This window comes from Cupriavidus sp. FW306-1B-F12B, from assembly GCF_058781795.1.
In genome coordinates this window covers 67,012-93,145 of sequence record NZ_JBYSXC010000003.1, presented here as the reverse complement: position 1 = coordinate 93,145, position 26,134 = coordinate 67,012, and the positions used below count along the sequence as shown (strand labels likewise).

General features: G+C 62.2%; 22 protein-coding genes and 1 pseudogene. 13 read left to right on the top strand and 10 right to left on the bottom strand.

Annotation, left to right across the window (positions count from 1 at the left end):
- Window positions 1–3 precede the first annotated feature (3 nt).
- Genes AC3WLE_RS06740 through AC3WLE_RS06725 form a run of 4 tightly spaced genes read left to right on the top strand, consistent with a single transcriptional unit; the run spans window position 4 to window position 4,170 of the window.
- Window positions 4–1,725, top strand: a complete 1,722-nt coding sequence (locus tag AC3WLE_RS06740) for an AMP-binding protein (protein ID WP_492355921.1) — start codon at window positions 4–6, stop codon at window positions 1,723–1,725.
- Entirely contained in the window at window positions 1,722–2,207 is a 486-nt protein-coding gene (locus AC3WLE_RS06735; protein WP_492355922.1) for an acyl-CoA thioesterase, read from the top strand. Before AC3WLE_RS06740 ends, AC3WLE_RS06735 begins: the two co-directional genes overlap by 4 nt.
- 5 nt (window positions 2,208–2,212) lie before the next feature.
- The gene (locus tag AC3WLE_RS06730) at window positions 2,213–2,992 is read left to right on the top strand and encodes a maleate cis-trans isomerase family protein (protein WP_492355923.1); all 780 of its coding nucleotides are present in this window, start codon (window positions 2,213–2,215) and stop codon (window positions 2,990–2,992) included.
- A gap of 20 nt (window positions 2,993–3,012) precedes the next feature.
- Window positions 3,013–4,170 carry an FAD-dependent monooxygenase gene (locus AC3WLE_RS06725; RefSeq protein WP_492355924.1) on the top strand — a complete coding sequence of 386 codons (1,158 nt, stop codon included), beginning with the start codon at window positions 3,013–3,015 and terminating at the stop codon, window positions 4,168–4,170.
- A gap of 140 nt (window positions 4,171–4,310) precedes the next feature.
- On the opposite strand, the gene AC3WLE_RS06720 is transcribed toward AC3WLE_RS06725, so the two are convergent.
- The 3 genes from AC3WLE_RS06720 to AC3WLE_RS06710 form a co-directional block, all read right to left on the bottom strand.
- Complete coding sequence (locus AC3WLE_RS06720) at window positions 4,311–7,748, bottom strand: adenylate/guanylate cyclase domain-containing protein (protein ID WP_492355925.1); 3,438 nt, start codon at window positions 7,746–7,748, stop codon at window positions 4,311–4,313.
- A gap of 109 nt (window positions 7,749–7,857) precedes the next feature.
- Complete coding sequence (locus tag AC3WLE_RS06715; protein WP_492355926.1) at window positions 7,858–9,210, bottom strand: MFS transporter; 1,353 nt, start codon at window positions 9,208–9,210, stop codon at window positions 7,858–7,860.
- A 1,461-nt stretch (window positions 9,211–10,671) separates the two neighbouring features.
- A complete protein-coding gene (locus AC3WLE_RS06710) occupies window positions 10,672–11,709 on the bottom strand; it encodes a PIN domain-containing protein (RefSeq protein ID WP_492363564.1) in 1,038 nt (345 codons plus the stop codon).
- Between the two features lie 205 nt (window positions 11,710–11,914).
- On the opposite strand from AC3WLE_RS06710, the gene AC3WLE_RS06705 reads away from it, so the two are divergent.
- Window positions 11,915–12,337, top strand: coding sequence for an HU family DNA-binding protein (locus tag AC3WLE_RS06705; RefSeq protein ID WP_492318245.1), 423 nt, complete (start codon window positions 11,915–11,917; stop codon window positions 12,335–12,337).
- A gap of 557 nt (window positions 12,338–12,894) precedes the next feature.
- The gene (locus AC3WLE_RS06700) at window positions 12,895–13,971 is read left to right on the top strand and encodes a porin (protein ID WP_492350837.1); all 1,077 of its coding nucleotides are present in this window, start codon (window positions 12,895–12,897) and stop codon (window positions 13,969–13,971) included.
- Window positions 13,972–15,427: 1,456 nt separating this feature from the next.
- Here the strand turns inward: AC3WLE_RS06700 and AC3WLE_RS06695 are convergent.
- The 3 genes and pseudogenes from AC3WLE_RS06695 to AC3WLE_RS06685 form a co-directional block, all read right to left on the bottom strand.
- The gene (locus AC3WLE_RS06695; RefSeq protein ID WP_492318247.1) at window positions 15,428–15,856 is read right to left on the bottom strand and encodes a hypothetical protein; all 429 of its coding nucleotides are present in this window, start codon (window positions 15,854–15,856) and stop codon (window positions 15,428–15,430) included.
- Window positions 15,857–16,252: 396 nt separating this feature from the next.
- A pseudogene (locus AC3WLE_RS06690) lies at window positions 16,253–16,372 on the bottom strand (IS5/IS1182 family transposase); the annotation flags it as partial.
- Complete coding sequence (locus tag AC3WLE_RS06685) at window positions 16,360–16,992, bottom strand: TetR/AcrR family transcriptional regulator (protein ID WP_013958643.1); 633 nt, start codon at window positions 16,990–16,992, stop codon at window positions 16,360–16,362. The pseudogene AC3WLE_RS06690 and the gene AC3WLE_RS06685, both read right to left, overlap by 13 nt.
- 281 nt (window positions 16,993–17,273) lie before the next feature.
- Here AC3WLE_RS06685 and AC3WLE_RS06680 point away from each other — a divergent pair, with 281 nt between their 5' ends.
- The gene (locus tag AC3WLE_RS06680; protein WP_013958644.1) at window positions 17,274–18,167 is read left to right on the top strand and encodes an NAD(P)/FAD-dependent oxidoreductase; all 894 of its coding nucleotides are present in this window, start codon (window positions 17,274–17,276) and stop codon (window positions 18,165–18,167) included.
- 96 nt (window positions 18,168–18,263) lie between these two features.
- Window positions 18,264–19,127 (top strand): class I SAM-dependent methyltransferase, encoded by an 864-nt coding sequence (locus AC3WLE_RS06675; protein ID WP_492318250.1) that lies wholly within the window; start codon window positions 18,264–18,266, stop codon window positions 19,125–19,127.
- A 438-nt stretch (window positions 19,128–19,565) separates the two neighbouring features.
- On the opposite strand, the gene AC3WLE_RS06670 is transcribed toward AC3WLE_RS06675, so the two are convergent.
- Both AC3WLE_RS06670 and AC3WLE_RS06665 read right to left on the bottom strand, forming a co-directional pair.
- Window positions 19,566–20,219: an NrsF family protein gene (locus tag AC3WLE_RS06670; RefSeq protein ID WP_492350836.1), complete on the bottom strand. Its 654-nt coding sequence runs from the start codon at window positions 20,217–20,219 to the stop codon at window positions 19,566–19,568.
- Complete coding sequence (locus AC3WLE_RS06665) at window positions 20,216–20,911, bottom strand: sigma-70 family RNA polymerase sigma factor (protein ID WP_492318252.1); 696 nt, start codon at window positions 20,909–20,911, stop codon at window positions 20,216–20,218. Before AC3WLE_RS06665 ends, AC3WLE_RS06670 begins: the two co-directional genes overlap by 4 nt.
- A gap of 116 nt (window positions 20,912–21,027) precedes the next feature.
- Between AC3WLE_RS06665 and bufA1 the strand changes: the two genes are divergently transcribed.
- Genes bufA1 through AC3WLE_RS06640 form a run of 5 tightly spaced genes read left to right on the top strand, consistent with a single transcriptional unit; the run spans window position 21,028 to window position 23,775 of the window.
- A complete protein-coding gene (bufA1, locus tag AC3WLE_RS06660; protein ID WP_492318253.1) occupies window positions 21,028–21,348 on the top strand; it encodes a BufA1 family periplasmic bufferin-type metallophore in 321 nt (106 codons plus the stop codon).
- Between the two features lie 14 nt (window positions 21,349–21,362).
- Window positions 21,363–22,253 (top strand): MNIO family bufferin maturase, encoded by an 891-nt coding sequence (bufB, locus tag AC3WLE_RS06655; RefSeq protein WP_492355928.1) that lies wholly within the window; start codon window positions 21,363–21,365, stop codon window positions 22,251–22,253.
- Complete coding sequence (locus AC3WLE_RS06650; RefSeq protein WP_492355929.1) at window positions 22,225–23,037, top strand: HvfC/BufC family peptide modification chaperone; 813 nt, start codon at window positions 22,225–22,227, stop codon at window positions 23,035–23,037. Before bufB ends, AC3WLE_RS06650 begins: the two co-directional genes overlap by 29 nt.
- Window positions 23,034–23,510 (top strand): DoxX family protein, encoded by a 477-nt coding sequence (locus AC3WLE_RS06645; RefSeq protein WP_492318256.1) that lies wholly within the window; start codon window positions 23,034–23,036, stop codon window positions 23,508–23,510. The genes AC3WLE_RS06650 and AC3WLE_RS06645 overlap by 4 nt, the downstream gene beginning before the upstream one ends.
- Window positions 23,511–23,565: 55 nt before the next feature.
- Window positions 23,566–23,775 (top strand): GDCCVxC domain-containing (seleno)protein, encoded by a 210-nt coding sequence (locus AC3WLE_RS06640; protein WP_492350834.1) that lies wholly within the window; start codon window positions 23,566–23,568, stop codon window positions 23,773–23,775.
- A 456-nt stretch (window positions 23,776–24,231) separates the two neighbouring features.
- On the opposite strand, the gene AC3WLE_RS06635 is transcribed toward AC3WLE_RS06640, so the two are convergent.
- Together AC3WLE_RS06635 and AC3WLE_RS06630 are read right to left on the bottom strand one after the other, a co-directional pair.
- Entirely contained in the window at window positions 24,232–25,215 is a 984-nt protein-coding gene (locus AC3WLE_RS06635) for a Bug family tripartite tricarboxylate transporter substrate binding protein (RefSeq protein WP_492355930.1), read from the bottom strand.
- Between the two features lie 87 nt (window positions 25,216–25,302).
- Complete coding sequence (locus AC3WLE_RS06630) at window positions 25,303–26,097, bottom strand: SDR family oxidoreductase (RefSeq protein WP_492355931.1); 795 nt, start codon at window positions 26,095–26,097, stop codon at window positions 25,303–25,305.
- Window positions 26,098–26,134: the final 37 nt, after the last annotated feature.

The following is a 26,134-nucleotide window of genomic DNA, read 5'->3' as shown; positions in this document are numbered from 1 at the left end:
ATCATGACAGCTATCCATTTTCCCGTTGAAGGTGTGGCGTACTGCCCGCAAACCGACGCCGCAAGGTACTTCGAGACCGGTGCGTGGGTGGACGACACGCTAGGCGGCGCGCTGCGCAAGACGGCGCAGCACGCTCCGGACAGGCTGGCCTTTATCAGCGACGAACGCTCCATCACTTTCGCCGAGCTCGACCAGCTCAGCGAGCGTCTCGGCGCCGCGCTGCACCAGCTTGGTCTCAACCCGGGTGACCGCGCCATCTTCCAGATGGGCACCACGATCGACACGGTTATTGCGCTGATGGGGTGCTACAAGGCGGGTGTGGTGCCCGTGTGCGCGGTGCCGCAATACCGCGAAGTCGAGATCGGACAGCTTGCCTCGCAGTCCGAGCCGCGCGCCTATTTTGTGCAGGCGGATTTCAGTGCGTTCGACCTGACCGGCTTTGCACGCGGCATGGCGCAGCGTCATCCGTCGGTGCGGCACCTGATCGTGGCAAGTGGCGAGCAAGGGGCAGGGCAGGGCACGCTTGCCGAGCACGGCATGGGGGCGCTGATCGATGCCATCCCGTATGCCGAGGCGGTGAGAGTGCTGGCCGAAGTTTCGATCGGGAGCCAGGATGTGCTCAGCTTCCAGTTGTCGGGCGGCACCACCGGTGTACCCAAGATCATTCCGCGCTTCCACGCTGAGTACATCGGCCACGCGCTGGCGTGCATGCGCCAGCTTGGCCAGACCGAGCATAGCCGCCTGATCTGGTCGCTGCCGCTGCTGCACAATGCAGGCCAGCTCTATGTGCTGGTGCCCACCGTGGCTGCGGGCATGACATCAGTCCTGATGCCGCGCGTGGATATCGCAAGAATGCTCGCGCTGATCGAGATGCACCGTGTCACGCACGGCATGTCCATTGGGCCGGTTGCGCCACAGATGATTGCCTATCAGGATATCGCGCGGCACGATCTTTCGTCGCTGGAACTGTTCGGCACGATGACGCGTGCCGACGCCCTTGAAGCCCACCTGGGGGCGCCTTGCTTCAACCTGTTCGGCACGACCGAAGGGTTGCTGCTGGGCGCTGGCGCAAAGCTGCCCGCCGGGATTCGGCACCATACGCAGGGCTTCTCCGGCTGTCCTGACGACGAGATCCGCTTGCTGGTGCCCGGCACGGACGAGCTCGCGGCGCCCGGAACGCCGGGTGAACTGTGCTTCCGTGGCCCGTCGAGCCTGCGCGGTTATTACAAAGCCCCTGAGGCCACTGCGCAAACGCTGACGCCGGACGGATTCGTGCGCTCCGGCGACCTGATGACCGAACATGTCATCGATGGCTACCGCTGCTTCGCATTCGAAGGCCGCCTGCGCGACAACGTGAATCGGGGCGGCGAGAAGATCGGCTCGGAGGAGGTCGAAGCCTACGTCAGCCGGCATCCGGCCGTGGCGGACGCCAAGCTCGTCGCCATGCCGGATCCCGTGTATGGCGAAAAAGGCTGCATCTACGTGATCCTGCGCGCCGGCCATGCCGCGCCCGATGTGGCGGAGCTGGCGGCGTTCCTGGTCGATCAGGGGCTGGCGAAATTCAAATGCCCGGAACGCGTCGAATTCGTCGATGAGTTTCCGGTGACGCGGGTTGGCAAGGTCGACAAGGCCGCGCTGCGGGCGATGGTGGCGCGACAGCTCGAATGCGAGGCCACAGCCGGTGCGGTGGCCGGAGCGGGAGAGCAGGGGAGGAAATCAGCATGACCTGCACCGAAGCCGTATTGCCAGGCACGCCGTTCAAGGTGCGCCGGCGTGTCAAGTGGGGCGAATGCGATCCTGCGGGCGTGGTCTACACGCCGTCCTTCTCCGAATACGTGATCTCAGCGGCCGAGCTCTTCTATGAGTACCTGTTCGACGGTCGTCCGCAGCAGACCAAGGACGAACTCGGTTTCGGTACGCCTACACGTGCACTGGCGTTCGATTTCCGCCGTTCGCTTTGGCCCGATGAATCGTTCGATATTGAAGTCACGGTGGAGGCCATCGGCACGCGTACCTACACGCTGGCCATGACAGCGCGCATGAGCCATGACGGTGACACCGCTTTCGTCGCTCGCCTCACGCCAATCTGCGTGCGGCGCGGTACCCGCGATGCCATCAGCGTCCCAGCCGCGCTGCGCGGCGCACTGGAACAGTATCAGCGCGTCTGCGAGACGAGCCAGTCCGCCACCCCAATTCATCAAGGCTAACCAGCATGAACAGTCGTACCTACCGAATCGGGCAGATCGTGCCCAGCTCCAACACCACGATGGAGACCGAGATCCCGGCAATGCTGCGTGCACGGGAACAAATTCTGCCGGAGCGCTTTACGTTCCATTCCAGCCGCATGCGCATGCATCGCGTAGTGCGCGAAGAGCTGGAAGCCATGAACCGCGAAGGGTTGCGCTGTGCGGCGGAACTCGCCGACGCACGCGTCGATGTGATGAGCACCGCCTGCCTGGTTGCCATCATGGCGATGGGCCCCGGCTACCACCGCCAGGTGGAGCAGGACCTGCTGCGCGTGGCGCGGGAGAACCACTGCGACGCACCGGTGATGACATCTGCCGGCGCACTGGTGACAGGCCTGAAGGCCATGGGCGCACGCCGCATCGCGCTGATGGCGCCGTACATGAAGCCGCTCACCGACGCCGTTGTTCAGTATATCGAGCACGAGGGCATTGAAGTCCTCGACGCGTTGTCCTTCGAAATCCCGGACAACCTGGAGGTCGGACGCCGCGACCCGATGCAATTGCTCGAGGATGTCAAACGCCTGAACACTGCCAAGGCCGACGCCGTGGTGTTGTCGGCCTGCGTGCAGATGCCTTCGTTGCCGGCGATCCAGGCCGCGCAGGACAGGATCGGGCTGCCGGTCATCTCGACGGCCGTCTGCACGGTCAGGCAGATGCTGGAACACCTGGGCCTGGCACCAGTCGTCCCCAATGCCGGTGCGCTGCTGGCGCCCGCAAGCGAACCAAACCAGGCCCGTTGCGCCTGATGCCGGAAGAGAGAGATACCATGAATGTCGTCGTCATCGGAGGCGGGCCGGCCGGCCTGTATTTCTCGCTGTTGCTCAAGCAACGGCATCCTGAAGACCATGTCGTCGTGCACGAGCGCAACGAGGCAGGCGCCACCTATGGGTGGGGAGTTGTCTTCTCGGACATCGCGTTGTCGTTCCTGAAGGACGCGGATCCAGCGTTCTTCAGCAAGTTCACGGCCCATCATCAACGTTGCGACCACATGGAGGTGGTCCACCGGGGAGTGGCGGTGCAACTGCGCAATAACCATTTCTCGCGGACCTCGCGCATCGACCTGCTTCGCGTTCTGCAGGAGGCTTGTGCCGAGGCGGGGGTAGAAATTCGCTATGGAAGCCAGGTAAATGATCCGGCCGAATTGCCCGACGCGGACATCATCGTCGCCGCAGACGGCATCAACAGCGAAGTGAGAACCGGGCTTGCCGAGCATTTCCAGCCCAGCTTCGACGTGCGCCGAAACAAGTTCGCGTGGTACGGTACCCACCAGCTGTTCCATCCGGTCTCGCTGATTTTCCGCGAGACGCAGTATGGGGTATTTATTGCCCATGCATACCAGTACAGCGATTCGCTGTCGACGTTCCTGGTGGAAGTGGATCCCGACACATGGCATCGCGCCGGCCTGGATACCGCCACCGAGGAGGAGAGCCGCGCGTTCTGCGAACAGGTCTTTGCCGAGGATCTGGGCGGCCAGCCATTGCTGGGCAACAGGTCGAACTGGTTCCAGGCAAGCGTGGTGCGCAACGAGCATTGGTCCCATGGCAAGGTGGTGCTGCTGGGCGACGCGCTGCGCAGCGTGCATTTCTCGCTGGGCTCCGGCACCCGCATGGCCATGCAGGACGCCATCGCGCTGTGTGACGCTGTGTGCGCGCATCGTGACAATGTGCCGACAGCGCTTCGGGCCTTTGAGGAAAGCCGCCGCGATGCATCGGCCAAGTTCCAGGACGCAGCACGTCGTAGCCTCGATTGGTACGAGTCGGTCGACCAGAAGATGGGTCTCGATCCGGTGGCCTTCGCCTATGACTACATGCTGCGCACTGGGCGGGTGACGCACGAAGACCTTCTGTCACGCGACCCCGAGTTCATTGCGCGCGTGGAAGCAGGGGGCTTCTCCAGGCCAACTGTGGATCCGGCTAATGCCTAGCGACAGGGCGAGCAAATCGTAGTACGCGCACGAGCCGCAGCATGGCGGCCGTGTGCTGGTCCATCAAGGGCGGGGTAGCAGCCGCATCGGGGCGCGTTGCAGTAAGTCGCGTGCTAAGCCTGGCGCCCAAGGACGCCAAGTCAATCGTAGTCGCCACTCTCTGACCCCGCCGCGGAACCCATGGAAATCAGCAGTGCCTTGGCCTGCTGCCAGTCAACCGTGTCGAACCCTTCAGTGAAGGCCGTGTGAATCCTGGCCAGCGTCTGGTGTGCAATCTGCGTCCTGCCTTGCTGATGCCAAAGGCGCGCCAGACTCAGCGTGGCGCGCAGTTCGAGCGACTTCGCCGCGTGCTGGCGAGCGATGGCGATTGCCTGATGAAAGCTCGCTTCGGCTGCCTCAGGGTCCATCGACATGCCGAGTGGCGTGTTCGATCGCAGGAACAACAATTCCCCCTTGAGCCGGTGAAGTTCCGCTTCAAAATGGCGTTCGTGCGTGTTGCCAACGATAGTCAATGCCTCGTCCAGCACGTCCAGTCCCGCTGCGGCGTGTCCGGCTGTGCCATAAGCGTGAGCCAGCAAGGCCAGGAAGTAGGGCCGTCCCCATCCAGCGCCCGTCATCTCGTAGGCGACCAGGCCCGTTCGAATCCGGGCAATGCCGGCCTCACTGTCTCCCTGCGCCGCCAATGCCCACCCGTGCAGGATGGTTCCCCATGCGAGCCAGAACGGATACCCCTGTTCTGCTGATAGCGTTACCGCGGCTTCGGCGTACTCATTCGTCAGCCGCCCTTCCTGACGGCACTGATGCGATGTTGCAGCAAAGATCAGCCCCAGTGCGAGATTGAAGGGCTGAGACATCCGCCTGGCCAGTGCGAGCGCCTCATCAGTTGCCTTGCTGGCTTGTGCCGCAAAGCCCAGATGCCACAGAACGGACGACAAGAGGCTGAGTCCGCGGACCCCATGATCCTGCCCATATAGTCCGTCATGGAGGGGAAGCTGCTCCGGCGCATGGTTGGCAAGCCCTTGCTCCAGGTGGCATCGCGCCGAATGCAGATTGCCAAGGAAGAGCAACGTTCCCCCAAGCGCGACGTGCGCCTGTGCGAGCATCGCCGGGTCTTGTGCACTGTCCGCCAGCGCAAGCAGTTCCTGTCCGAGGCCATACGCCGTCTCATGCTCGGCACGCAGTGAATAGTACGCGCGCAATCCGAGTTTGACTTGGAAGCGCTGTGCGGCATTACCACCCAACTCACACAGGTTTAGCGCACGGGTATAGTTCGTTCCGACCTCCGACGACGCATAGCCTCTGGCGACAACCAGCGCCGGACCCAGGGTAACGCGCAATGCAAGTTCCTGTCGTGCGCGTTCTGGTATCTCTGGTAATCGCTTGAGTAGTTCCAGCGCCATGGACAGATGACGGATGGCATCGGAATGCGCCGAACGCTCAATGGCCTGCGTCCCGGCGCAATGCAGGTATTCCACCGCCTTAGGGATATTTCCGCTGAGACTGTAATGGTATGCCAGCTCGCTGTAGTGGTCTTTTAGCTGATGACGGAACAGCGTTTCGATGGCGCTCCCCGTGCGCCCATGGATAGCCCCGCGCTGAGCGGAAAGTAGCGTGTGGCCGGCGACTTCTTGAGTCAAGGCGTGCTTGAACGCATACTCGATTTCAGGAAATGCGGGACGCGCGTAAATGAACTCAGCGTTCTGCAAGCCTGTCAGCAGAGGATATAGGCGGTCTTCGGGCTCCCCAGTGACCTCGCAAACCAGGCTCAATGCAAACTCCTTGCCAATGATGGCCAGGATCTGCAGCAGTTCCTTCTCCTCAAGCGGCAGCCGGTCCATCCGCGCGGCAAGCACGCCTTGTACCGTGGTGGGAATATGCAGTTCGCTTGGTGTCTCGTCGATGTGGTACCGCCCCGGTTCGCCTAGCAGCACCTTTTCTTCGACCAGGGTCTGGACGACCTCCTCCATAAAAAACGGGTTGCCCTCGGTTTTCGCAAGGATTAGGCGCTTGAAGGATTCGAGGCCCGGGTCATCGCCCAACAAAACGCGGAGCAAGCCCTGTGCCTCGGCCGGCCCTAATGGCTTCAGCCGCAGTTCCGTGCAATTGTCCAGATGTCCCCAGGCAGCCTGGTACTCGGGCCGATAGTTCAGGAGGAGGATGATCCGTGCATCCGCTACGCGCTCGATGAGGAAGAAAAGAAATGCTTCCGTCTCCTTGTCCAGCCATTGCAAGTCCTCGAACAGAACCTCGACTGGCTGGATGCGGCTCTCGTGCAAGAGCAAGCGTGTGATTGCATCGAATGTCCGCTCCCGCCGAATATTGGCGCCCATGTCCAATAACCCCGGACCGGGCTGGCCGATTCCCAGCAGGTAGAGGAGATAGGGCAAGGCGTCTTCCATGTTGCGCGCCAACGTGAGCACTTTGCCCGCAACCTTCTCCCGGCATTGCCGCTCGTCATCCTGTGCAGTGATCTGGAAATAATTCCTCAGCAGCTCGATCAGTGGCAGATAAGCGAAGGCCTTTCCATGCGAGACGGAGAAGGTCTCCAGCACGATGCAGTTCTGTCCTGAGCGAACCTTGAACTCGTGGAACAGCCGTGACTTCCCGACCCCGGCCTCTCCCATCACCGCAACCACTTGGCCGCATCCGGCAGCGGCCGCCTCCAGAGCGCCCTGTAGCGCCTCAAGTTCAGCTTCCCGCCCCACGAAGCGGGCCAGTCCGCGGTGCGCGGCCACTTGCAAGCGCGTACGCAGTGCGCCGAGACCTTGTACCTCATAAACCTCGATCGGCTCGGGAATACCTTTGACCTGGGCGGCGCCAAGCGCCTTGAATTCGAAATACCCCTCGGCGAGCCTGCGCGTGGAGTCGCTGACGAGAATCGATGACAGTGCGGCCATTGCCTCCATCCTGGAGGCGATATGGATGGTGTGGCCCACCGGATCGTAGTCGGTGTGCAGGTCATCCTTGCGGATGGAGCGCACGACTACCTCGCCAGTATGCAGGCCCACCCGGATTTGTAACGAGATGCCTTGCTCCAGTCTTATCTGGTCACTGTGCCGGCGCATCGCCGCTTGCATGCGAAGCGCCGCATACAGTGCGCGCTGTGTGTGGTCCTCATGGGCAATGGGTGCGCCAAAGAGCGCGAGAATCCCGTCCCCGAGCGTCTTGGCCACGTAGCCCTCGTAGTAATGCACCGCCTCCATCATCAACTCGATGACGGGTGTAATCAGGCGATGGGCCTCTTCCGGATCCCGGTCGTGGATTAGCGCGGTCGAGCCCGCCATGTCGGCGAACAAGACCGTAATGGTCTTGCGTTCGCCGGCAGCCTCGCCGCGCGCTTCCAGAGCGGTTTGCTCGGCGCGGATGCGCTCGGCCAAGTGGGCCGGGGTGTAGTGAATGGGTGCGGCGGGCGGCTTCGGCAATTCGGGGGCGGGCGCGCCGCAGGCATTGCAGAAGCGTGCGGCAGTGCCCAGAGAGTGGCCACAGCTGCGGCAGATACGGGCCAGCGCAGCGCCGCACTGCTCACAAAAACGGGCTTCGGGGGTATTCTCGAAGCCGCAATTTGTGCACTGTGTCATGGCGCCTTCCCGCGATGTTCATCCCGGATAATTAGACGCTCCGATGGCTTTTGTAGCAATGCTCGCGCTGCATTTCGCCCCAATCAAAAGCGCAAGCCCTGTCCCGCTCTCAATCGGCCTTGAGGCTACGAATGGCTGGCATGGTCGGGCTTCTGCCGTGAACTTTTCCCAGTGCACAGGCCGCCACAGCGGTGATCAGTGTAGGGATGGCGGACGCGAGAATGATGCTATCGGTTGTCCACGACAGCGCCATCAATTGGCCGCCAATAATCGGGCCCAGCACTGCACCGAGCCGTCCCACGCCAGAAGCGAAGCCGGCCCCCGTTGCGCGGCCTTTGGTCGGGTAAAGCGATACGGCGACCGCATACAGCCCGGATTGTCCTCCAATGACACTGAACCCGGCGAGTGCAATACAGCACATCGCAATCTGTGGGGATAGCGTGAAGTAGCTCAGCCCGACGATTGCCAAGCCGCCCATTAGGAAATTCGCAAAAAGAACTGTCCCATATCCACGCTTGTCGATGAGGAATCCGAGGAGGTAGTTGCCGACCAGGCCGCCGGTCCAGAGCATCGTTCCTGCGAGCACAGAATTGCTGCCAGAATAACCTTTTCCGCTCATCAATAATGGAATCCATGCAGCCAAAAAGTACGCGCACAGCATGTTGCAAAATCCTGCGACCCAAAGAGTGAGAGTGGGTGACGCTCGGCCGTCGGCAAGCAGAACTTTCAACGCATTTCCTTTGCTGGAATCTTCATTCCTGGAAATAAGGTTCAAATCGCTTTCTTTGATGCCAAGTCGTCGAATTAGGCGGGTCGTACGTGGGTCGCCAGGCCGACGCAACAGGCAGAACTGCAGAGACTCGGGAAGTTGGAACAGCATGAAGATCGCGAGACATCCGGTCAGCACTGCGCCCGCGTAGAACACGCCGGTCCAGCCAAACGGCTGAATGACGAATGCAGCCGTCGCACCACCCACAACCCCGCCGACGACGTACCCCGACGATACCGCCATGACAAGGGTGGTCCTGATGCGACTTGGGCTATATTCACTGCCAAGAGCGAGGGCGTTTGGTATGACGATTCCCATTCCAATACCGGCAACAAAACGTGCGATGACCAGCTGCTCAATCGACTGAGAAAATGGGGTTAGCGCCATGCATATCGCCACCCCAAAAAGCGCCGCAGTCAATGTCGGTCGCCGGCCGATCGAATCCGCGATGCCCGCAAGAAAGATTGAGCCCACGAGCATGCCAAGCAGTGCTGCACTGAATACGGGTCCCAGAAGAGTTTTACTGACACCCCATTCAGACATGAGCGCCGGTGCCGCATACGACATGGCCTGGACATCGAATCCATCGATGACCATGCACATCGCACACATGATCACGGCGAACCATTGCGGCATGCCCATTGGATATCTATCAAAGACAGATAGAGCATTATCTTTTTCTGATACTTCCACGACTATCTCCAATTAATTAATTTATATTTCACCAAGCAAGTTGCATTAATGCGTACGTTCGACGTTTTCCGAATTCGCCCCCTCGAAGACTTATATGTGAAACCTGGGCCGCTACGACTGCACCACCAGGGGCGGACTGCCGCAGCAGGCTGTGCTGGGAAGGGGGCAGTTTTTGAGATGCCCTCAAGAATTCTGGGGCAGATCTTTTGCTGCTCAGAGATCACAAATGGCCGACCTCCAGAGCCCTCATGCCCGCCAAGAGTGTGCTTCTGGTTCGCCTGGATTTGACATGTTAGTAAGGATATTCGACATATGCGTCAATACTAGTAAGGTTTTCCCCTAGCAGGGGGAGGCGGCGTTGACGCCTGCGTCAGATGTCTTTCAGGAATCGACATGGCATGTGCAGGCGACGCTTTGCCTGTACCGGCCGCGTGGGAATTCGGCGCAGCCCGCATCGAAGACCGGCTTGCCGAGTACGACTGCGCGATTGGCGATATGTAAGCGAAGATGAGTGGCGGCAGCCCGTTCCATAAGGTGCGGGATTGGCAGCGTGCTGCTGGCAATCCCGCTGTGCGGCGCTTTCGGCTACACCGTTGCCATGACCGCAATGGCCGCTTAGGCGTCACTGACGCTGCTTGAGCTGGATACCGGTGGCCTGGACAGGAAGCGCGCAATTGCGTGCCGGTACAGTAAGGGCTCTGCGGTGACGGGGCGTCCGGTGCAGGACATGGGGTGGCGGAGCCGGTCATGGCGGCGATTGCAGCGTTGATGCTGCAGTGTGCGACCTGGCGATCGCGAAACGCTATCTGCTTCTACGCATGGAAAAAGTTGCGAGCATCCGGGGTATTGACGGCGGCGTACGATACAAGCCGCTCGAGGAGATCTACCGGCAGTATCGGCAGACTCGACTGCTTGACGCAGACAGCGTGGCCCGCATCATCGCAATTGACCGCGGCGAAAAGACACCTGATCGCTTCCGGACGAACAACCTTCTCGACGTGTACACGGCGGACGTGCAACTGACTAGGCAAATTGACCGTAGTCCGCCAGGATCTAGGCTGGAATCCCTGATGAGCATTCGTGACTGGATACGTTCGCGTCTGAGGTTATCGCCGCCTCAAATTGAAAAAGCCAGTTTGACGCTCCATCGCTCGGCGTTCAGCGGATAGGCGGGGCCACCACGGGCGTTGGGTGTCCTTTCGGGCCCAGGCGCTTGGGCGCGGTTTCTCGCCAGCCGACGCCCAAGTCCTCGTTACCGCGGTCGTCGCAATGCTGCCGCCCGGTCAACAAGAGAAGATCATGGCGGCCAAGAGCCCGGCCGAATTCGTCGTGGCCGCCGAATCGGCGCCTTACTACTCGTGCGAATCGTGAACATCTTGATGTCCTGAATTGCGTCCGCCAAAGCCCGCGCGACCCAATGTCCTCATGCGTAGCTAGGCCTGCCTGCGTCCTCCCGCCGCCTCAGAAGTGGTAGGTAATTGCTCCCTCGGCGTCGCTGATGGAGCGGTTGGCGATGAGCTTGGCGATGATGGACTCCACCTCGCGCTCTGCGATCGCGTGCGCTTTGAACATGGCGTGGATGTGCTTGGCCAGCGTCGCCCGCCGCCGCGGCCGGGCCTCCTTCAGCGAGCGGGCGAGGATCTGACGCGTGAGCTCGGCGTTCGGCTTGGTGCCTGCCTTCTTGCCATTGCCCGACTTGGGCTGTGCGATCTTCTTGGGTGTTTTCGCCGGGGCGGCCTTGGCCGCCTTCGGGGGCTTTGACGCCGTCGGCTTGGCACTCGCGCTCGGCTTTTGCGCGGCCGCCGGGCTCGGCTGAACCAGACCTGAGGCCTGGCCGGCAGCGGCGTCGACCGGGCCGGCGCCAAACGCCTCGGCGAGCGAGGCGACACGCCGCGCGGGAATCCCCAGCTCCGCGCCAAGCCAAGCTAGCAAGGGATCGAATCCCTTGTCGCGGGAGAGCACGAACACGGGCCCTTTCTCGCCTTTCTCCACCATGCGGCCGATCTCGAAGGCGATGTGAAAGTCGAGGGCGTTGGGGCCTACCCCGCTCGAGCGGACCCACCGGGCTCGCTCGCCAAGCGCTTGCAGGCCCATGGCCACCTCAATGGGGACCTTCCTCTGGACCTCTCCGGCGAACACTACTAGACGCGAACCCGCGAGCCGGAAAAATTGGATGTCCTGGACGCTCTCAAAGTCGACCAACACGACCGCGCTGTGGCTCATCGTTGAGCATCCCGGGGCATTCTGGTCGCCCACGTCGGCACGGGCCCCGCCAAGTTGGCGCGCCAGCCAATCCTCTTCCGCAAGACCCTCATGGCTAATGCCTTCCGTTGTAGTTCTTGTATCAACGTTCATTCTACCCAACGCATCCAGAGTGGAAGCGTTATCGAGGAGCTGGCTGAGCCAATATTCCGAGGCAGGGGATTCTGGAGTAGTCAGTTCAACAAATGGGTGGTGTTCGACCAGTTCAAGGCGACAGTCTTGAACGAGTTCGAGCAAGTCGCTAGGCAGGTCTGACATTGGGTGAGGGTATCCGGGTGAATTCCTTCTGGCTGCGACTACCACATGCCTGAGCGCTGGACCGTGAAGATTCCTGCGTAACAAGCCACAACATGCGGCCGGCCCCTACTGCACATCTGCATGAATCTCCGCGATGCTGCGCGGATTCCGGCAATAGTGCCGGTATTCCTGCAAAAGGAGCCACATGGCAACGAAGAAGACGGCCGCCACGAAGACTGCGGCCAAGAAGTCGGCAGCGCCGGCAAAGAAGGCTGCACCTGCAGCTAAGAAGGCCGCAGCAGCGCCTGTAGCGAAGCCGCTGAAGGAGACGTTCAACAAGTCAAGCCTGCTGGCTCACTTGGTTACCCAGACCGAACTGGACAAGAAGACGGTGCAGACTGTCCTGTCTCACCTAGAGAACACCATCGTGAGCGCTATCCACAAGAAGGGCGCTGGCGAGTTCACGCTGCCGGGCCTGTTTAAGGTGGCTGCTATCCAGGTCCCGGCCACGAAGAAGCGCTTTGGCAAGAATCCCTTCACGGGACAAGAGCAATGGTTTGCTGCCAAGCCAGCATCGGTAAAGGTGAAGGTCCGTCCGCTGAAGAAGCTGAAGGACGCAGCCCTGTAATTCTTGAGGCGGCGCTGCAAGTAAAGATGGGAAGGGGGGGTTGCTTCCCATCTTTGCGCATACGGTCGGCGGTCTCACCGTACCGAGCCATTGGCTGATCACGACGATATCCACGCCTGCCTTGAGTAGATGAGAATCTTCGATATCGATCTACCCCAACGACATTGCGCCCTTATATCGATATCAACATCATCTTGGACCTCGATATAACCAAAGGGCTCATGATAGCTAATTGGCGTATCTTGGCATTCCCCTGTAGGCCTCTCACAAGCGTGCGTCTGGAAATCGCAACAGCGCGAACAGGAATTTTTGATGTCTTCGTGTGGCATTTGCTACCCTTATGGGGCCGCAAATCATGTCTACTTGGTTGGCTTGCGGACAAAGTATCATTTAATAGTCCATCGCTTCAGATACGCAGCAAATACAATTCAACTTCAAATTGCACAGCCGCGAAATTGCTGTGTCGATGTGTACGCTCGTTCCGAGGCTGGAAACCTGGGTACTGCACGGAAATCATGTTCCATGCGCGACTGCTCACGAGGACAATGAGAGGTCAGATGAAAAAAATACTTGCGATAGCTGCCGCATCGGTCGCAGTCAATGCGGCGTACGCCCAGTCCGGCGTGACGCTGTTCGGTATCGCCGACGCCGGTATCGAATTCAACAATAATGCAGGGCGCAACGGCGACAGTCTCGTGCGGCTGGTTTCCGGGAATCAGTCTGGCTCGCGTTGGGGCCTGCGGGGCGCGGAGGATCTGGGCAGCGGGCTGAAGGCAGTCTTTCTGCTGGAAAGCGGCTTCGATATCGATACCGGCAATTCGGGCCAGAGCGGGCGTCTGTTCGGCCGCAATGCCTATGTAGGGCTCGATAGCCAATACGGTTCACTGCTGTTGGGGCGTCAGCAGACCAGCATGCGCGAATTCGGCAATATCTATGATCCCAATGCTATTGCCGACCGCTACAGCATCCTCTCGATTGCGCCGGAGTTTGGCGCGCGCGCAGACAATGCCATCAAGTATGTCGGCAAGTTCGGAAAGCTAACTGGACAGGCTTTCTACTCATTCCAGGCTAATGGCAGCGAAGTGGCTGGCAGCAACGTATTCGGACGTAATTTCGGCGCGTTTTTCAACTATGCCTCCGGCCCCTTCGCGCTGGGCGTGGCCTATGACGATGTGCACGTCGGCACGCCGTCAAACCAGGCGCCGGTCCTGAGGCGCGTTTCCGTGGCTGGCACTTATGCGGTGGGTGATGCTAAGGTCTATGCGGGCTACCGCCTGGCGAAAGCCTATGATGGCGCCATGCTGCCGGGCGCCCAGGCGGCTGATGCCGGCTCGAACCTCTACTGGCTAGGCCTGGCTTACAAGCTGACGTCGGCTTTCTCCCTGACTGGCACGGCTTACTACCAAGACTTCCGGCAGACCGGATCCGACCCCTGGCAATTCGTGCTGACCGGCGATTATTCGCTCAGTAAACGCACCGACCTCTACGCGTCAGTCTCCTACGCGCTCAACAAGGATAACTCGGCGCTAGGTGTTAATGGCTTCAACAGCGGTAGCGGCACGTCGGCCGTCTTCAACGTACAGCCTGGCAAGGATCAGGTGGGTGCGGTGATGGGCGTTCGTCACCGGTTCTGATGCGACTTGCCCCGGCGACGGGGCGTAGTTCCCATACGGTTGACCAGCAAAAGTGGCAGCGGCACGTTGGCGCGGCGGTAGCGCGCCAGATCGGCGATCACTTCGCCGGTGGCGGGCCAAGCCTAGTCTTGTTGCCCTTGCCGGTTATTTCCAACCACCAGCGCTCGATGCCTTGCGAATCGCGCGGGCAGAAGAAGAGGCTTGGCCTGGAAAATGCCTTAATCGGCACTTACCCTGTCCGTGCAAAAAGATTCGCTCGCGGGACTCAAAGTTTCCGTCCTCGACTGAACGGACGCCTGTGTGCGGATCGTGCAGCTCAGTCGTATTCCAAGCACTTGCCCTTGGCCGCGCGTAACCTTTCCGGGCTCGGCGGCGAATCTTTTGATGACGACGGCTTCGTTCGAGGGCTCGCCGCCCCCGGCGAAGAGGTTGCTCTTGATCGCTGGAGGTGCGCTACTCTTGCTTCTCGTCGGCGCGGTGATCGCCCTTGGCGCGGGCGTCGCGTATGGCAGCACGACATGGGATGTTTATACGGATGGTGCCAGTATTTCCGGTCCACGCGATCCCTATACGGACAGTGGGAAGCGGGGAAATACGATATCTATACGGACGTGCCAAGATCGGCGACAAACGCGACCCGTTCACTGATGGTGCATAGTCCAGATGCCTACGGGGTGGATCGCCACCGCCTTGCATGAGCGGGCCATCCACCTGCGACATACCTGGAGCGCTTATGTGACTGAGCTTTTCACCCAGGCGAGTCGCGCTTTAGACAGCATCCGGCGTTACAGCGCCGCGGATGTAGCGCGGGTCAGTTTCATCGAGGCAGCGGAGCACCTATGAGCGGGCACGTCTGGTTCGACCAGCAATTGAACCCTATCCCGAACGCTGATCTACGGACCTCAACTACGCTCTGATCGTCACGGAGTACTGTCCCGCGAGGGGGCACGGAAGGTGCGCTGCAATCGTTCATGCAGATTCCGGGGGTGAATCTGCATGCGTTTGGCGTTTGGCGTTTGGCATCTGCGCGTCTGTGCGTCTGCGCGTCTGCGCCCTCGTAGCGAGCCACAGCCTTGCTGGCAGACCGGAGCGCGCGGCCGTGCTGTCGGTACTGATGGCATCTGTTCGAGTATCTTCGGTGAAGCGGTGAAGCGGTGAAGCGGTGAAGCGGTCGGTGAAGCGGTGCACGGACAATAAAGTCAGAAACATCGCGTCAATAAAGTCAGAAAAAATCGTCCTCAAACACCCAGCGACCTGTGTCTGGCGTGGCTTTCCGGACTTTATTGACAGCCTGCATAGACGCAGGCTATTGCGCCCTTATACGCCACGGTTTCCTTCATCGGGTGCCACTGTAGACCGCGTGCAGATTTCCCTTGTTGGAAAAGCCATCATGCACGCGACCGTGCGCGAAGCATCCCCGTGATGCCGGTCCTTGCCTCGGATTGCCCGCCTGCTGTCAGGCCATTTCACTGGCAGCTTCGCCGGCCAGCGCGACTTCCGTCTCGTCGGACACCGTGCTTTCCGCTATCGCGTTGTCGTCTTCTGAAACCATGTCGCCCAGACCGATGACGACCGTGATATTCGGCGTCCAGTTCTTGCGGTCGGTGCTGACCTCGGCAAACGTTGTCACCGTTGCGGTGTAGCCCTGCGTTCTGAGGTCGTCGGCTAGCCGTTGCGCGCGCGGTTCCAGCGCTGCTTGCGGATTGTCTTCGTTGATGTCGAGTACCAGTCTGGTCTCGAATTCTTCCTTGCCCTTCTGGATTGCCGTTTGCATTGCCTTGAGTTGCTTGTTCGCGAGCGCGACGAGCTTGCTGTACCTGGACTCTTCCTGGCTGGCTCGCAGTGCCTTGGCGGCGTTGATGATTTCGGTGCGGTCCACGAACATAATTGCCTTTCAAGGTGAAGGAGAGAAAGCGCAGGCGCCGCACGGGCTTGACTTCAGGAGCCAGCTTTTCTGGGATGCGACGACAACTGTATAAATATACAGTGTTCGCCGGCTAACCGGCAAGGGAGTAGAGGGTGAAAGTCCCTGACAGCGGAAGATCTACCTCTCCTGGCACCGGCTGAGGCTGGGTAGCTTGTAGGCGCTGGATTCAGGCCGTTGTGCAATGTCAGCCGTAGGGAAGCAACCGGCTGCTCAAGTCCGAACGTCATGACGACCAAGTTGAGAGGAGCCGACCGGCGCCTTACGACCCTTCCCTGTCGTTCCACTTAGGCCGCAGTAGCGGCCGCTATCGTGTGTAAAGCGGCCTCTGCCTGCCCGCGCGGACGGCTTTTGCGCTCATGCAATGGCCTCGCCCATCAGTCGTCCACGCATCATCCATAGGTTGCTCAGGGCGAACAGCGTACGCAACTGCTGCGTGTTCTTCATCGGCCGCGATGGCATCTTTAGATGCCACCGTGCGCGGCGATGAACATGGCGACTGCCGACCGGCAATAGGATTCGATTTCGTTGTCGTCCTCTGCTCTCGCCTCGTCGAAGCGGGCGATAAGCAGGAGATCGGATCCTTTGAAAAGCGCGGCGAACAAGCGGGCGGACTGGAGAGCATCGGGTACGTTCAGAATCGCTTTCGCGTGCAACTGACGCAACACGGCCTCGATTTGGGCGATGACATGGGCGGGGCCGGCTTCGTAATGGAGCTTGCTTAACGACTTTTGATTCGTCTTGTCGGCCAAAACCATGGCTTCGACACTGCGGACGTCCGGGCTCAACAGCGTGCGAAGCAGGGATGACCCCACCGCCATGAGTTGATCTTCGGCCGAACCGTCGACGCCTTCAAAAAGAGCCTGCGGTGCAAACTGCTCGCAGCGGGCCACCATGGCCGCGCTGAACAGCGCCTCCTTGTTCTCGAAGTGCCGATAGATGCTTAGCTTGGATATCTTCGCCCGCTGGGCGACCTTGTCCATGGTCGTCGCTTGAAAACCCAGTTCCACGAAGAGTTCGCAGGCGGTGTCGACTATCGTTTGGCGAAGCGCCTCGTTGGCGGGCCGACCGCGCCGGCCCTGGCTGTTTTCGGTCACGAAAATTCCAGTACTTGACAGTATTCAAATTCTTGCACTACGATACCACGGAGTATCGAAAATGTGCAAGCCAAGGGTAGGTTCCAACCGGTTGTCCAAATCAGCTTTCCCCGGGCCGCCCGGCGATAACGAATGCGGCATTGTCCGGCCGGTCAATAGCCATGGGCAACTTTCTGCCAATGCCGAAGCCCTGCTCGTTGACCGTCTCAAGCGCTTATCTCCGGACGTTATTGCGCACCAGGCCTAGCCACCCCTCTATCCACAACACGGAGCCCATCACCATGAATGACGTCATCATCATCGGCGGCAGCTTTGCCGGCCTCGCCGCCGCCCTGCAGCTCGGCCGTGCGCGCCGCAAGGTCACCGTTCTCGATACCGGCCGGCCGCGCAACCGCTTTGCCGGCCACTCGCATGGCCTGCTCGGCCACGATCACAAGCCGCCGCTGGACATCCTAGTCGAGGCGCGGCAGCAGCTCGCGCGCTATCCAACGATCAGGCTGGTCAATGCTCGGGCCGAGAGCGTGTCTGGCGCCATCGACGATTTCTGCGTCGTCACTGACGATCACGAAAGCCTAAGGGCGCGCCGCCTCATCCTGAGCTATGGCGTAGCCGACCAGATGCCTGATGTTCCGGGCTTTGCCGAAAGCTGGGGCACGTCCATCGTGCCCTGCCCCTATTGCGACGGCTTTGAAGTCGCCGGCCAGCATTGGGGCCTCGTCTGGTCCGGCCCACAGTCGCACCAGTCTGCCAGGCTGTTCCGCGATTGGACTGACAAGTTGACTGTCTTCGCCGATGGTCATGACATTGCGGCCGATATCCAGGCCGATCTGGCGCGCCGCAACATACCTGTCGTCGATGGCCGGATCGTCGAGATCGCCCATCACAAGGGCCATATCACCACGGTCAATCTCGATACCCGCCGCAATGTCGCGGTCGACGTCCTGTTCGCCCATCCGCGCAACAAACCTTCCGCAAGCCTGCATGAATCACTGGGCCTTGCCACGGTCGATACGCCCACTGGCATCGTCCTCAAAGTCGACGAGCGCCGCCAAACCAGCATCCCCGGCATCTACGCCGCTGGCGACCTCGCCACGCCCTTCTTGCCCTCGGTCACCCAGGCATCATCGCAGGGCGCGATGGCGGGTATCTTCGCCCAGCAGTCGATGGTTGTTTGAGAGCACGGATTCCTTTCTCCCGTTGCGTCGTCGCCTTCGAAAAGGTTGGCGTAGATCGGCGCGGTGAAGGACGGATCGTCGAGTCAAGGAGATGACATGGCAGAGCAAAGTGCCGATCAGGTCGGTGACTGGAACGGTCAAAGCGGGGAGCGCTGGGTTGCCAACCAGGCCCGGCTCGACGCTATGGTGGCGGTGTTCGGCCAGGCCGCGATAGAAGCCGCCGCGCCTGCGACGGGTGAGCGCGTGCTGGACATCGGCTGCGGCGCGGGCGCGTCGAGTCTGGCTCTCGCAGCCCGCGTCGGCGCAGGGGGCCAAGTGCTGGGCGTGGATATATCCGAACCGCTGATCGGCCGAGCGCGCGCGCTTGCGCAACGGGATACGCCGGCCCTGTTTCAGGTGGCCGACGCCAGCAGCGCAGAGCTGCCCGAGGGCGCGTTCGACATCCTGTTCTCGCGTTTCGGGGTGATGTTCTTCGACGATCCGATAGCGGCGTTCGCCCACATGCGACGCGCGCTCCGGCCCGGCGGGCGGGTCGCTTTCGTCTGCTGGCGCGGCGCGGCCGAGAACGATTGGGTGCGCCTGCCGATGGGCGCGCTCAAGGGCATCGTCCCGCCGAGCGCGCTGCCCGATCCCGAAGCGCCCGGCCCGTTTTCGTTCGGCGACCGGGGGCGCGTGGCACGCATCCTGACGGCGGCCGGCTTCACCGATATTGCTATCGCCCCCTTCGACGCTTCCGTCCCGTTCGGCGAGGGCGGGACGCGGGACGCTGCGATCGACGACGCGGTGAAGATGACACTCGAGGTCGGCCCGTTGTCGCGTGCGCTCGCTGATCAGCCCGACGACATCCGCGCCCGCGCCTCGGCCGCAGTTCGTGCCGCCTTCGCGGGGCTCCCCGGCGAGCGGTCGGTGATGATCAACGGCGCGGCGTGGATCGTCATGGCACGCAATCCGGTAGGCTGACAGGGATTAAACAGGGAGACGCCCCCGCTCCGTGGAGTGGGGCGTTTTTGGCCGGTCAAATTGATGTCCCTCCAAGCTTGGAAGCCGCCATTAGTGAGCTAGAAGCCTTGATGGCGAGGTACAGGCCGCTTTTGGCCGGTCTCGACCCGCTGGCCATTTGGGGCCGGACTCTGCAGCGCCAGAAGCGACTTCCGACCCACTTCGGCCGTCGGCCCCGATGCCAAGTCAAGGGCGGCTTCCAACGTGCAACCGTCATTCGTGCTGCCGCGTTGGTCGGTAAGTTCTCGGCCTATCCGGGGCAACTGAGAATCGTAGACAGAGGGAGATGAATACTGTGACGAGCCTTCCGCTTCCATCGGCTCTACCTGCATGCCCTCCTGGCGGGCGTCGTGGCCAAGTGCTTGTCACACAGGCTGGGAGAGCTGCCGTCGGGTAGCCTCAGTGTCGCGCCATTCGAGCGAACGGTCGAAGTCCAAATAGACTGCCGGCACCGACAAACAGCAGCGCGACACCCAGATTCCACAACAAGACCATCGCGCTGGCATCCAGTGGATGAATGAGTAGCAGGCTCGTTGCCGCCATCGCGGCAACGGCAAGGCCCGCACACATCGCCACCGGCGTTGGCGAGAGGCGTGCCACATAGCGCAACATGGCCGTCAAGGCAATGGATAGCGGCGCGCTGACCATCACCAGCGTTGCGAAGCAGCGCGCGGTCTCGCCGGGCGACATGCCTTCCGGCCCGATCACCACCCAGTTCGTCAGGCAGCCGTAACCGATTGTGCCCACCCAGACGGCCAGGGATGGCAGCGGCAACAACAGCCACCGGCGCGAGCGACCCGGCACGCTGGCGATGAACGCGGCCGCCGCGGCCAAGACGCCGGTCACGATGGCGGCTGTAACGCTGGTGACGAAGACGGGCTGTTGCAGCTTCAGCGCAAGATCTGGCCGCACGCCATTCACGAGCACTACCAGCGCTAGCAACAGGGCAGCCAGCAACAGCCAGCACACCACCCGCACCAAGGGCCGGTGCAAGCGGCGAACCGGCGTGGCGTCAGCCACCAGCGAGTCGATCAGGTCAGGGGTGTCTCTCACGGCTTGCTACCTTGGGATTCGAACAGTTTGCGCAGTGTCTTCAAGGCGCGATGGGTGGCCACTTTCAGCGCGCCGACAGACATGCCGCTGGCGATGGCGGCCTCTTTCAATGACATCTCCTCCAGTTTCAGCATGCGCAGCGCCTCGCGCTGTCCGGCAGGCAGACAGTCCACCGCGTCGCGCACCGCCCGCGCGTCCAGTGCCATTTCCTGGAGGTTCGCGCCGGGGTCGGAAATGGTTTCCGGTTCCGTGTCGAGCGGTGTTTCTCGCGCACTGGTGCGTGCCCGCCGGCGCAGGCCGTCGACAATCCGCCGGCGGGCGATGGCCACCAGCCACGGGCCGAACGGACGCGCCGGGTCGTAGGTGTGGCGCACGGCGTGAATCGTGAGCAGCACATCCTGCACGGTGTCCTCGATATCGCCGGGGTTGCGGACCTGGCGTACGGCCAGCGCCCGGATGTACGGGGTGATGCCTTCGAGCAGGCGCCGGTACGCCGCGCGGTCGCCGGCCTGTGCGCGGGCCATCATGGCCGACCAGTCCGGCGTGCCGTCCGGGCGGCACGCGGGTTTGGACAAGGGGTCAGGACCAGCCGCATCGTGCGTGGCGTCAACGAGACCCAGCTTGCCGCCGGCATGGTGGCCTGGACGTTGTGAGCGGTCAGCTTGGGAAGACATGCCTGAATTCTGCTTCATGGAGAGCCGCCTGTCGCGCAGTTAGTTTTTCCGGGGATGCGTAACCTTTGGTCGCGTGGGGCCGAATCTCCTGACACGGCTCCGGATCCGGGCCGCAACCGTCAGGAGAAAGCAAGATGAACAAGCATGTATTGGCCGCATCCACCTTGTCGTCCGCCCTAGGGCTGGCGCTTGCCATGGTCGCCGCGCCCGCGCAAGCGCAAACCACGAAGGACATGAGCGCGATGCCGCAGGTCGTGAAGGACAACATGGCGAGGATGGAAAAGAGCAAGCTGGAGAAGTGCTATGGCATCAATGCCGTGGCAAAGAACGACTGCGCGGAAGGTGCGCATTCCTGCGCGGGACAAGCCACGCAGGCACGCGATGCCAAATCCTACGTGCTGCTGCCCGCCGGCGATTGCAGCAAGATCCAGGGCGGCAAGCTGAAGGCCTCCTGAGGCAGGGGCGAAACATGCCTGCCGCGGCTGTCGCCTCTCCACGCGCCCTGGGCCCGATCCCGCCGCGCGCCGGGATCGGACTGCGCTTTCGGCACCATCAGGCAGTGGTGGAGGAACGCCCGGCCGTTGCGTGGTTCGAGGTGCATACGGAAAACTACATGGGCGGCGGCCGCGCGCCGGGCTGCCTGGACGCCATTCGCCGTGACTACGCCCTATCGCTGCACGGCGTTGGCCTGTCGCTGGGCAGCGCAGACGGGTTGGACCTGGCGCATCTGGCGCGGGTGCGCGAGGTGGTTGAACGGGTCGAACCCGGGCTTGTGTCGGAGCATCTTTCCTGGAGCACCACCCGCGGCACGTATCTCGCCGACCTGCTGCCCTTGCCGATGACCGAGGAGGCGCTTGCCGTGGTATGCCGGCATGTCGACCAGATCCAGGGCGCACTGCGGCGCCGCATCCTGGTCGAGAACCCGTCTACCTACCTGCAGTATCGCCACTCAACCGTTCCCGAGTGGGAATTCCTGGCCGAAGTGGCGCGGCGCACCGGGTGCGGCATCCTGTGTGACGTCAACAATATCTATGTCAGCGCCTGCAATCACGGATGGGACGCCATGACCTACCTGCATGCGCTTGCGCCGGCCGCTATCGGGGAAATCCATGTGGCCGGCCACAGTGTGCGGCAACTCGGGCAGGGGCAGGTCCTGCGCATCGATGATCACGGCTCGCGCGTGGCACCGGCGGTGTGGTCGCTCTACGAGGCGGCGCTTGAGCGGTTCGGTGCGGTGCCGACGCTGATCGAATGGGATACGGACGTGCCGCCTCTCGATGTGCTGATGGGGGAAGCGCGTATCGCTCAGGCGGCACTGGAGAAACAGCAGCATGCAATCCGATCCGCCCTCATTGCTTGAGCTGCAGCGCGCGTTCGCCCAGGAACTGGGGAATGCTGCCACCGGCGAGGCCTCGGCGCACGTGATCGCGGACGGGCTGGCGCCCCAGGCGCGGCTGGGCATCTACCGAAACACCGCCACCGCCACGCTCGTAGGCGCGCTGCGCCTGTCTTATCCTGCCATCCAGGCGCTGGTAGGCCCCGAGTTCTTCGAAGGCGCGGCCCGGCTGTTCATCGGGCCGTCTGCCCCGCAGAGCGCGTGGCTGGATGCGTATGGCGAGGCGTTCGCGGAATTTCTGGCGCGCCTGCCTGGGGCAGCCGCAATTGGCTACCTGCCTGACGTCGCCCGGCTGGAGTGGGCCGTGAGTACGGTCTTGCACGCGCCGGACGTCACGCCGCTCGATCTGCGCCGCCTGGCGGAATCAGACTTATCCGCAGCCGGCGATATGCATTTCTTGCCGCATCCCGCGGTGCGCCTGGTGCATGCCGCGTTCCCCGTCGATGCCATCTGGCGCGCGGTGCTGAACCGCGACGACCATGCCCTGTCGCGCATCGACCCCGCTGCGGACCCGGTCTGGCTGCTGGTGCGCCGCACATCGGACGGCATCGACGTCGACCGGCTCAGCGCGTGGCGATGGCAATTCACCGCGGCCTTGCTGGCCGGGCATCCACTGCACGCCGCGTTGGGCCCGACGCCGCCGGCGGACGCACCCGCGTGGCTGGCCACGCTGTTGTCGGCCGGCTGCTTTACCGGCTTCGGCCGGGCCCAGGCCTCTGACTTACCCATCCCGGATCTCTCGCCATGACACACGCTGCGCCTTCCCCCCGCGCCTCTCTAACGCTTGCCGCGCGCGCGCAGCGCGCGGTGGATTGGCTCGATCGCATGCCGTACACAGTCCTGGCCATTCCGTTGCGGCTCGCGGTCGCCACCGTCTTCTGGAACTCGGCCGTGGCCAAGCTGGCGAACTGGGTGACGGCGGTGGAGCTGTTCCGGGAGGAATACCAACTGCCGCTGCTGCCGCCCGAACTGGCCGCCTACCTGGCGGTATCCGTTGAGCTGACGGCGCCAGTGCTGCTGGTGCTCGGCCTGGCAACCCGCCCCGTGGCGCTGATACTGCTTGGCATGATCACGGTGATCCAGCTGTTCGTTTATCCGCAGGCATGGCCTACGCATATCCAGTGGGCGGCAATGCTGCTGGTACTGCTGGCGCGGGGGGGCGGGGCGCTCTCGGTTGACTGGCTGATTCACCGGCGTCTCACGGACGCTTCGGAGCACTGAGCCGTGTGGACGGGAAGCCCGGGCGATCCTTCTGATCTTCAGCGACGATAGTGCGATGCGCGACGTCATCCTGGAATCAGTCGTGACCTGCCCACATTGCGGGTGGGCGCAGCGGGAGACCATGCCTACGGATGCTTGCGTGTTCTTCTATGAGTGTCGGCATTGCAGAGTGGCGCTGAAACCCAAATCGGGAGACTGCTGCGCATTCTGCTCGTTTGGTTCGGTCAGAGGTCCGCAGGTGCAGCAAGGACGGGTCGCGAATTGAGTGAAGTTCTATACGCCGTGGCGAATGATCCGCCGTTGCCTGCGAGGGCAGACGAATATTTCCAGCGGCGGGCGGCCGTCAACCGCTTCCGCGAGGAGGCATATGTTGGCCTTTCTGCCGTGCGATTCGTGTACTGGGCGGAAGCCAGCCGTTTGAAGGTCGCCGATTCCTTTGGTGTCGGAGAATGTCGAATGTCCGGTCGGTTGAGCGAAGCCGACGGCTGGGTGTCCGTCTTGGCGATTCGGCGAGTGGCAGAAGTTGGCCGAACGCGGACATCGGTTTGCCGTCAACCGCGATTGGCACGGTTGATGTCTGTCAACCGCGATTGGCACGGTTGATGTCTTCTACGTTTGGGTCATCCGATATGTAGAACGACTATGGTCGGCGGGTACGAGCCACCTTGACAGTCGAGACGTCGATGAGGGCATCCGGGGCGCTACCAGATGCCCCATTACCTTATTCGACCCTGATATTTGCTGCCTTGACGACGTCGCCGTACTTCTTCAGATCGGTCTGAATCTGCTTGCTAAACGCCTCCGGCGAATTGCCGACCGGCACGATGCCTAGCGTCGCGAGCCGCTCGCGCGTGTCAGGCAGGTTGACAACGGTATTCAGTTCCTTGGACAGGCGATCGACGATCTCCCTCGGGGTCTTGGCAGGGGCCAGCAACCCAACCCACGAGTCGCTGACCAGGCCCGCGACACCTGATTCTTCCAGCGTCGGCACATCCGGCAGGGCGGGCACGCGGCTCGCACCGGAGACAGCGATCGCCGTGGCCTTGCCGGACTTCACGTATTGCTGGGCACCGGCCACTGCGGTGTACAGCACGGGCAGCGTGCCCCCCACCAGATCGCCCATGGCCTGGCCGCCACCCTTGTAAGGGACGTGAACCATTTTCAGGCCGGTGCGAGCCTTGAGCAGTTCGCCGGCCAGGTGCGGCGTGCTGCCGGTGCCGGCGCTGCCATAGGACAGGCCATCCGGCCGGGTCTGTGAATACGCGACGAGTTCCTTCAGGTTCTTCGCCGGCACGGACGGATGCGCGATCAGGATCAGTGCCGCATCGCCAATCTTGCCGACAGGCACGAAGTCCTTGAGCGGATCGAACGGGATCTTTGGGAAGACATGTGGATTGATGACGATGGTGCCATCGAAGCCAAGCAGTAACGTGTAGCCGTCCGGTGCCGACTGGGCCGCCATCGCGGTACCAATATTGCCCGATGCGCCGGGCTTGTTGTCGACTACGATCTGCTGACCCAGGCGCTGGCTCAGCTTGTCTGCAATCACACGTGCGCTGGTGTCCGAGACGCCACCGGGCGCGAACGGCACGATCAGGCGGATGGGGCGCGAAGGGTAGTCCTGCGCGACGGCGCCCGTGCCGAATACTGCTGGCAGGACGGCGGCCATGGCGCATAGCGCCTTGACGAGGGTACGACGTTGCATATTGTCTCCTCCTGCTCAAACAGGGAGTCTTTTGGCGTTATCGCCTGTTATTGGCACTGCAAAACGACGGGTACGGCCTCGGCACGATCAGACGACAATGGGCGTGGTGGCACCATCGATCGACAGGATCGCGCCAGAGATGTAGGCCGCCCGCGCCGATGCGAGGAACAGCACGGCATCTGCAATTTCTTCGGGCGCGGCCAGCCGCCCGAGCCCGGTGCGCTCGCTGGCGCGGCGCAGTGCCTCGTCCACGGTCGCGCCGGCCAGCTTGGCCTCGGCCTCCAGGCCTTGCTGAAGCCGTTCGGTACGCGTGGCCGACGGATTCACCGCGTTCACCCGCACCCCGGAGCGTCCGTAGGCGCTCGCCAGCCCCGCAGTGGCCAGCATCAGCGCGGCGTTGGCGGCGCCGCCGGGCAGATGGGTCGGGCTCGCAACCTTGCCACCCATGCCGATGACGTTGACGATCACGCCGCTGCCCGCCTGGGCCATCCGCTTGATGACGGGGTCGATGACATGGATGTAGGCAAAGTACTTGGCGTCCATGGCATCGCGCCACGCCGAAGGCGTGAGCTCCGCCGGAGGCGTACGACGCGCGCCGCCGGCGGACGTGACGAGGATGTCGATGCCACCCAGCGCGGCCGCGGCCGCGTCAGCGGCGCGGGCGGCCTGCATGGCATCGGTCAGGTCGGCCGCGACGGTGAAGGGCGGGCGGTCCGGTGCGTCGGCCGCCAGCGTCGTCAGCGCGGTGGCGAGATTCGCCTCGCTGCGGCCGACGATGGCAACCCTGGCGCCCTCGCGCAGGAATGCGCGCGCGCATGCCAGTCCGATGCCGCGGCTGCCGCCGGTAATCAGCACGCGCTTTCCACTCAGTTCAAGATCCATATCGGGTGGTGTCCATGTCAGTTCGATGTGTGCCGCT